Genomic DNA, 8,859 nt, shown 5'->3' with positions numbered 1-8,859 from the left:
CTTGTTAAACTAACCTGCCCCTTTAGTTGCATAAGAAAAAGCTGCCATAATGACAGCTCCGTGCTATTTGACGGTTTTTCTCATGAAGTTAATATCACCAATTTCTTTAGTGAATCCCCATTTTTCATAAAAAGATATTTTGTCAGATTTACAATACAATTCAAAGTGTTGCACAGATTGAAGTTTAGGGTGTGTCGTGGGGTTACTTTATTGAGAAGTAGCGAAAGCTTTAGACGTATTAGAATAAGGCTAGATTCGACATTACTTTCTCTCGAAACGCAAATGAACAAACTTCATCATCTTTAATAAATCTACAGCCCTCACCATTACACGAGTTCCACTTTCCCACTTCTTGCTTGCGGGTATACCTTTGAAGTACGATTCGCAGGATAATACCTTGATTTTTGACGACCAGCCTTCAAATACTTTTGGATTGTTAACATAGAAATACATTTTTGCGCCCTTGTTCCCCGTTTTTTCCACCGTACGATTTGAAGTCTTTAACGCAAATTTTGATTCCGCATCGAAGTACAACTCCCCGCCTGGAAAGCGAAGCCCCATTTCCTGAAATATTCCTTTGAGTTCACTCTCCTGAAAATAGTAGAAAACACCGGCAGATAAAAAAAGTATGCCGTCTTCCTCATTAAAAATCACATCATCAAACCACGAAACATCAAAAAATGATTTGGCAACGCTGATATTCCTCGGAGAGTCTGAGATAAGAGTTTTGCGGAAAGCTATCGCATCTGGTAAATCAAGGTTGTACCAGTTAAGTGTGCCATTATCAACTCTTGAAAATGTAGTATCAAGTCCCGCGCCGATGTTTACAATAGTGGCCCGAGGATGTTTTTCTATAAAAGCCCGGATGGTATCGTCAACTTTTTTTGCTCGGACTATATAGCTTATGCCTCCGTACTCTCCAAATGTATTGGATATTTCGGTAAAATTAAAATCACAACCTGCAATGATCTCTATCGCTTCCTTGTCGTACAAAATTTCTGGATTCTTCTCACTGGCAGTGGCGCGTCCCCAAAGAGGTATTAGCATTGTGCCTTGAACGGATTGTAAATTTAATGACATATTTATCTTTCCTCCTTATTTTAAGCTATAATTACGAGTTCTTCATACAGAAGCGATTTCGCCGAATTAATTAAAAGAAGGAATAATTGAGCCGATAATAACTCCTAGACTTATCATTGAAGGCACACTCACGTTCAGTCATCTTATCAATCCTCCATTTTTTTAAGCAGATAATTCACTTTATGCAAAGCGTATTGGAGATCCAGTTGCTCTTCACTATCTAACTTAGATAGGTCATTGACGAAGTTCTGATAAATTTTCGTCCATTTTTCTTGTTGTGAAGTTTTTCCTTTCTCTGTTAACTCAATTACAAACGACCTCTTATCATTCATATTTTGACTCTTAGTAATGTAACCCTGATCAAATAAGCGCTTAAGCAAGTCTGTCATTTGCTGTTTGGGTACATCTAGGCCTTCACTTATTTGTTTGATAGTCAGGGGATTATGATTCATAAATACGAATTCTAAGATTTGGTTCTGTAAATGCGTTAAGTTACTAGATTTTTGATTCATTCGCTGAAAACTCTTAAACAAATTAGGGATTAACTCGATATATTCTTTACTAACTTGTTGAATAGGCATTGATTACCTCCTAATATAGTAATGTATTATATACCAAATTGATTAATAAACAAACTTTTTTTCGCATTTAGTAAATAAATCATTTACTAAATGTTGTTTTTTTGTATAAAAAACTTATGAAAATACAACTGCACTTTTTGTCCAATAAAAAAGAACTGACTAATATCAGTTCACGAGTTCTTGTACACGTTAGCTCTAAAGGAAATTCAAAATCGTTTAACAACCGTTGTTTAGTATTATACTTCCTCAAAACAGTATTATTTATTGAAATCGTTCCTTATTAAACTAACTGCCCTTTAGTTGCATAAAGAAAAAACTGCCTTAAAGACAGCTCCGATCTTCAGCTAACGCACCACGTTAGCTAATTTTCTTTTGTAAGAAGACAGAGTCCCAAAACCAATAAATAGCTGCTGCTACAAAAGAAAGTACCGTGTAAATTAAAAGATAAAATACATTAAATTTTCTCGGACGTTTATTAAATGTAATTTGCAATGGCACAGCAAAAATTAAGTAGGGAATAACAATATAAAAAGAATACACAATAATACCAGGTAACAACCAAGAGAGCTCTCCACTAAAAATAACTATAACAACAGATAAAGAGATACAAGAAAAAAATAGGCTAAAAAAGTAATAAGGTATTACATCGCTAAGTTTCGAGACCTTTTCGCTTAATTTCCAAATTTCCAATATTACTCACCTTCCAAAAAAATATGTAAATTTATTTCCATTCTACCATCAATTTTTCAACTAACCTGCCCCCTTTAGTGCCATAAGAAAAAGGCTGCCTCAGCAACCTGCCTTATTGAAGTAAAGCACCCGTTAGTTGCAGAAGAAAATGCTCTATTACTTCTTAAAATCCAAAACATCTTTTTCTGCAACTCCATTTTCCACAAACCCACCTATTAACTTAACTATTCTACTATCTTCATCAAGCTCTATCTTATATTTTTGCTCTTCGTATAATTCAATACGTGGAGTCACATCAAATAAGCTTACCTCTGAAACTTAAAGATTTTGTACTAAATCCTACTTGAATAGTATTCATTTAATTTATTAAGTATCTCTACACCCACTTCTGTAATCTCTGTTCCCTGTTTTTTAATTCCAACTTTAATGCATTTAGCTTTATTTAATATCGATAATCGATGTCGCAATTGTGAATCAGACAAAAAATAAGGGAGCATTTCTTGCATAACGCCTCTCCCTACACTTATTTCTCTTTTTTTGCAAATCCATAGTACTTGTAGTATGGATTTAAAATCTTCTATGAAATTTCCCGTTTTTAAAAAGAGAAGTGTCTCATCAATCTCTGATAATGAATTATCTGATGAATTAACAGTCTCTTGTGATAATAAAATCCGATCTGGTATATGATTCTCAGTGACCATATTTCCTTCAACAATGACCAATAAATAATGGATGAAATTTTCCAGTTCTCGTATATTACCTGGCCAATTATAGTTCATTAATAGATTTTTTACACTTGATTCAAACAGTAGATTTTTCTTTATTAATTTTAAAAAGAAATCTATTAGTATAAATATATCTTGTTTTCTTTCTCTAAGTGAAGGGAGCTGTAACGGTAAAACATTTAGACGATAATATAAATCTTGACGAAACGTACCTTCTTGAATCATTTGATGTACGTTTTGATTGGTGGCTGCAATAACTCGTACATTTATTGGTATGACCCTATGGCCACCTACACGCATAACTTGGCGTTCCTGAAGGACTCGTAAAAGGGAAGCTTGAATACTTAGTGAAGCATCTCCAATTTCATCCATGAAAATAGTGCCATTATGCGCTAATTCAAATAAACCCATTTTCCCTTCTTTCTTAGCGCCTGTAAACGCTCCACCTTCATAACCAAATAATTCACTTTCTATTAATGTTTCAGTTAACCCTGCAAAGTTTACTGCTACAAATGGACCGTCTTTCCTTTCAGAATTATTATGTATGGCTTGTGCAAATACTTCTTTCCCCGTCCCGTTTTCTCCAGTAATTAAAACTGTATAATCACTTTGAGCCAACCTAATTGCTTTTTGTTTTGCAGATACAAGTAAATGGCTATTTCCAATAATATTATCAAATGAATATTTTGTAGTTAAACCTAACTCAGCGCTTTTCCGTCTAATTTCTTGCTCCATACTTTGAACTCTTGTAACATCTTGAAGTGTGATCACAAGGCCCGTTAGTTTCTTATTAAAGGTTAAGGGAACTTTCGATACTAACAATGAACGATTATTTATTTGAAATAAGTTATCAAGTTGTTCCTTTTGATCAACAAAAGTCTCATTAATCTGAAAATTAGGTATAACCTCATTGTAATGCTTTCCAATACAGTTAGAAGGGAGTTGTAGAATTTTATGAGCATCTTCATTAATTAATGTAATGATTCCTTTTTCATCTAGCCCTATAATCCCTTCATGTACTGCATTTAAAACAGATTCTAATTTCTGTATTAGTTGTTTCTCACTTTGAATAGATAATGATAAATTCCTTCCCATCTTCACAAAATCTCTAAAAAATTCTGCTGTATAAAAATGTGCCTTTTCTAAAGAAAGGTTCAAAAGACGAGCAATATCGAGCATAGTGGTTAAATCAATTGGTCGATTTTCTAAATTGATGATTTTTTTAATATGTTTAGGTACAAGTTCATCTTGCCCAAGCGTAATAGCAAAATCAATGTTTTCTGCCTGTTTGACATTTGTAATCCCAGGAACATAAGGAATTAAATTTAAATGCCCAAATCCGAACGAGTGCAAAAGATCAATAGAATCTCTAACATTATTTATATAGTTAGTAACTAATAAAATATTTGTTTTTGGTGCCAAATCTAAAAGTTGCTCTAACTTTGCAATTCGAATAGAACGTCTAGCAACCATAACAGGAATACTTGAATTCAATGCTTTAATAGAGTCTTCAAGCACTGGACTAGATAATAAAATTAAATCAGCGGTATAAATGTTCTTCTCATTTAATTGTAGGGATTCATAACATGTCTCAATATAGATTTTTGAACCAAAAAACATTCTTAGATTTTCTTCAAATGTTTTGCATACTTTTTTGCTGATAGTCACAAGAAGTATAGTGGGCTTTTTCATCTTCTTCTCCTTACCACACGGTTGCTTTTTGTTCTTATTCTATCAGATTTTAAAAAAACTTAGAAAGGTCCCCATTTTATTAATACACCAATTGTTAAAAAGATAGCAGCTAAGATAGCCCATATAATAGTTAACGGAATCATAAATTTAAGCCATTTTCCATATGAAATACCACTAGTAGCCAGTATTGCCATTAGTACACCTGATGTTGGATTAATACAGTTTACTAATCCTTCCCCAAATAGAACGGATTGTACCGCTACCTGGCGAGTAATATGTAGCAAATCAGCAAGTGGTACCAATATTGGCATTAACATAGTCGATTCTCCTGAGCCAGACGAAATTAAAAAATGAATAGCTGCACTACCTATAAACATGCCTAGTGTCCCTGTAATTGGAGAAAGTGGAGCTAAAAGGCTAGAAAGACCATGCACAATCGTATCTAAAAGTTGTCCCTGTTCAAGCAAAATAATCACAGCTCGAGCCATTCCTACAATTAACGCCCCATATACAAGTTTCTGGCAACCATCCATAAATGTTTTGGCAATATCATTAACATTCATACGGGAAATAAGTCCAGCACCTATAGCCATAAAAATAAATAAACCTGCCATTTCATTTTCAGTCCATTTAAAAATGAGCGTACAGATAATAAATGCTAGTAAAGACCCACCGGAAAACAATAAAACAATCTTATGTTGTAATGTTAGTTTCTGTGTTTTCATTTTGTTCTCATTTGTGCCTAATGAATTTGGAAATCGCTCTAAACCCAGTATACTTAGACTAGCATCTTTCTGGACTCTACGTGCATACCAATATATATAAGAAATAGTACATAGTAAGAAAGTGAAATAAATGACAATGCGAAAGCTCATTCCAGATAATAGTGGCAGCTCAGCAATTCGCTGCGATAACCCTAATGTTTGTGGGCTTATCAGGGATACATTCCACCCTGCGTAAGTACCTAGATATATAAGAGATACCCCAAAAATGGCATCCAATTTTAATTTACGAGCAATCATTACTCCTATAGGGATAAAAGCAATAACAGAGTTAACAATGATACCTGTGGTACCAAGTATAGAAAACATTAAACAAATAGGAATAATAAGTAGAAGAACTCTCCCCTTACATAAATTTATAACACTTCGAATAAACGTATCGATAGCCCCCGTCTTATCAATAACAGCTAATGCACCACCAGTAAATAAAATAAGAAAGATCAAAGGAGCTCCAGCAACCATTCCGCTTTGAATTGCAGTAAAAATTTCAAGGAAATTAACAGGACTAGATTCCACTAAATGATAACTTCCAGGAACAGTCATCGTAATGTCACCTTTTTTTACTCGATCAAACACCCCTGATGGAACAAGATAGGTAGCTATAGTACAGATTATTAAAATATAGAACAAAAGAACATAAGCATCAGGTTTAAATAACCTTCTTCTAATAGGTTTATAAATCGTTCTTTGAGCTGTAGGTTGCATAATATAATTCTCCTCCAAATTAATATGTATTGTATTAAGAAACTCTCGGTCCCTCCTTCACTTATATTGTGATTATTCAGAAATTTCATTCCTGAATATAACTAACACCATATACTTAAAAACAATGCAAAAATCATGCCAGTTTCTAAGATTAATAAATTATCCCTTTAAAGTAGTTTACATTAAAAAATTAGTATTTATAGGTCTATTTATGGGATATAAACCAACCATAAAACATCCTATAAAAAAATTAATAGGTTAAAGATAGTCGATTTAATAAAAAAACAAAGTTGGCAAGGTTCTTGCAATAGTATTAATTAAAAGTATATAAACATACAGGATTGTTTTACAGTTCAGAGGAGGAATTATTTTGAGTAAGTTACTAATCGAAAAAAACGTTTCTAGCTATCTGCAAGACCATGAACAGGCCATGTTAGATGATTTAATTGAATTCGTAAAAAAAGAATCACCTTCTTACAATAAAGAATTAGTAGATGAGTGCGGTACATATTTAAGCCAGCTTTTTCAAAGACGCTTAGACGTAGGATACGAATTAATAGAAGAAACAAAAGTGGGAAATCATCTGAAATTTACAATTGGAGAAGGAGAACAACAAATTTTGATCATAGGGCATTTTGATACAGTTTGGAAGGAAGGTAGACTTAAGCTTAGAAGAGAAGGAAATAAACTGTATGGTCCTGGTATTTTAGATATGAAAGGCGGCATTATCCAGTCTCTATGGGCAATTAAAGCCATCCAGGAACTCAAACTTTCATTAAATAAAAAGATCGTTTTCCTTTGCAATTCAGATGAAGAAATTGGTTCAATTGCTTCTAAAGAATACATTGAAGAAGAAGCAAAAAAAAGTGATGCTGTATTAGTTGCTGAACCTGCTGTGGCTGGGTCGGGAGCTTTAAAAACAGCTCGCAAAGGCACAGGGATTTTCAAGATAAAAGTATGGGGACGCGCTGCCCATGCCGGTAACCATCACGAAGAAGGCATTAATGCTATTGAAGAACTAGCTCGGCAAGTTATTGTTTTACAAGAGTTAACCAATTATAAAAAAGGAACAACTGTAAATGTAGGAACTTTTACTGGAGGAAGTGGAACAAACGTGGTTCCAGAATACGCAGAAGCTCGCGTTGATTTACGTGTTTCAACAGAAGAAGCAGCAAAACGAGTGACGAATATTATTTTAAATTTAAAACCGATTTTAAAAGGAATTAAATTGGAATTAACCGGTGGTATGAATAGACCTCCAATGGTGAAAACCGAACAAACGAAAGAACTGTTTGGATGTGCTCAATCCATTGCATCAGAACTTGGCATGAAATTAGAAGAAGCATCTGTTGGAGGGGGAAGTGATGGGAATTTCACAGCAGCTATTGGTGTTCCTACTCTCGACGGTTTAGGTGCGTGTGGAAAAGGAATCCATGCAGAATATGAACATATTCAAATTGAAACACTCGCTGAACGAGCATCTTTATTTGCCAATTTGTTATTGAGACTGTAATTGCATGCAAACAAGATTGAATAACATCAAAAATCACCCAACATATAAGGAGTTTTATAACGTTAATACGAACAATTAAACAGTTAAAAAAGATTTGGACCGCCCCCAAACTGGGTGACGGTTCTTTTTAATATAAAAATAAAAATAAGCCACCTATATATATAAACTTAATTCTTCCACTAAACTGCCCCGATAGATGCATAAAGAAAAAGCTGCCTTAAAGATAGTTTCGATCTACAGCTAACGCACCGTTGCTGAAGAAGAATATTATTTATTTTCTTAATAAACTTTTATAGGACTTTAAATAGTCAAATGGGTCACCTTCGTTATCATCATCTGGCTCATACATCTCTCTATCATGATAAGGAAGCCTTATCCGTTTCCAGTCTTCGTTGTTTTCCGCTTCACCAGGCATACAAGATATGAACAAATTATAACCCTCGCCATCACTAGATAGAGGACCTATTCTTGCCTCACCATATTGAAGAGCATTATCAATAGCATCTCTCAATCCCTTAAGTGCTGTTTTATTACCAACTATCATTGCATCATCATGCCAGTACCTTTGTCCATATAGATGGAAATATGGTGATTCTGTATAAACCTGTCCCTTTTCAGCAATGACTTTTTCAAAGTTTGGGATAAGAATATCAGGCGTCATATCGGTAGCCAATACATCCATTTCTGTTATGCACCTACCAAACATTTCTTCAAATAGTTGAATATAAGGCGTTACTTCTACAAATAAAATAAGGTGTTCCTTAAAGAAATATGTGCGAATTAAGGTTTCTTTTTTTTCATAGCAAGCAAATATGACAGTTGGAGACAATTCTTCGTACTGCATTCTTTTAATACTAAATTGTTTCCTCTTTTCCATTTTTACTGATATAGAAAGACTTGTGTCGATAGCAACAAATAATATTGGGTCAATCATGAACTTCACCCTTTACTTTTTTTAGATAGAGAGAAGTCTGAAGTAGTAGCTACCTATAAACATCTCTATCCGATAACACATTTATCATAACATTAACTTAGATTCCTTATGGAACTATCCTGCCCCTTTAGTTCATTAAATCGAGTAGGAGGAGGCG

At 34.0% G+C, this 8,859-nt stretch carries 8 protein-coding genes; 1 reads left to right on the top strand and 7 read right to left on the bottom strand.

Annotated elements, in window-relative coordinates:
• Positions 1–261: 261 nt before the first annotated feature.
• From J7J00_RS25885 to J7J00_RS25860, 6 genes are all read right to left on the bottom strand, one after another.
• Complete coding sequence (locus J7J00_RS25885) at positions 262–1,080, bottom strand: class I SAM-dependent methyltransferase (protein WP_286201581.1); 819 nt, start codon at positions 1,078–1,080, stop codon at positions 262–264.
• Positions 1,081–1,226: 146 nt separating this feature from the next.
• Positions 1,227–1,661: a MarR family winged helix-turn-helix transcriptional regulator gene (locus J7J00_RS25880; protein WP_214795808.1), complete on the bottom strand. Its 435-nt coding sequence runs from the start codon at positions 1,659–1,661 to the stop codon at positions 1,227–1,229.
• 357 nt (positions 1,662–2,018) lie between these two features.
• Positions 2,019–2,351, bottom strand: a complete 333-nt coding sequence (locus tag J7J00_RS25875; protein ID WP_286201580.1) for a UPF0715 family protein — start codon at positions 2,349–2,351, stop codon at positions 2,019–2,021.
• A 156-nt stretch (positions 2,352–2,507) separates the two neighbouring features.
• A complete protein-coding gene (locus J7J00_RS25870) occupies positions 2,508–2,645 on the bottom strand; it encodes a hypothetical protein (RefSeq protein WP_214795806.1) in 138 nt (45 codons plus the stop codon).
• Positions 2,646–2,683: 38 nt separating this feature from the next.
• Positions 2,684–4,768 (bottom strand): sigma-54 interaction domain-containing protein, encoded by a 2,085-nt coding sequence (locus J7J00_RS25865; RefSeq protein WP_214795804.1) that lies wholly within the window; start codon positions 4,766–4,768, stop codon positions 2,684–2,686.
• Between the two features lie 59 nt (positions 4,769–4,827).
• Complete coding sequence (locus tag J7J00_RS25860; protein WP_214795802.1) at positions 4,828–6,255, bottom strand: YfcC family protein; 1,428 nt, start codon at positions 6,253–6,255, stop codon at positions 4,828–4,830.
• A gap of 370 nt (positions 6,256–6,625) precedes the next feature.
• On the opposite strand from J7J00_RS25860, the gene J7J00_RS25855 reads away from it, so the two are divergent.
• Positions 6,626–7,768 carry a M20 family metallopeptidase gene (locus J7J00_RS25855; protein WP_286201579.1) on the top strand — a complete coding sequence of 381 codons (1,143 nt, stop codon included), beginning with the start codon at positions 6,626–6,628 and terminating at the stop codon, positions 7,766–7,768.
• Between the two features lie 271 nt (positions 7,769–8,039).
• Here J7J00_RS25855 and J7J00_RS25850 read toward each other — a convergent pair whose 3' ends face one another.
• Positions 8,040–8,702: a hypothetical protein gene (locus J7J00_RS25850; protein WP_214795800.1), complete on the bottom strand. Its 663-nt coding sequence runs from the start codon at positions 8,700–8,702 to the stop codon at positions 8,040–8,042.
• Positions 8,703–8,859: the final 157 nt, after the last annotated feature.

Source organism: Bacillus sp. ISL-4 (assembly GCF_018613275.1).
In the GTDB taxonomy this organism is placed as follows: domain Bacteria; phylum Bacillota; class Bacilli; order Bacillales; family DSM-1321; genus Peribacillus; species Peribacillus simplex_E.
The sequence above is the reverse complement of the archived record's forward strand: the minus strand, read 5'-3'. Positions and strand labels throughout refer to the sequence as shown.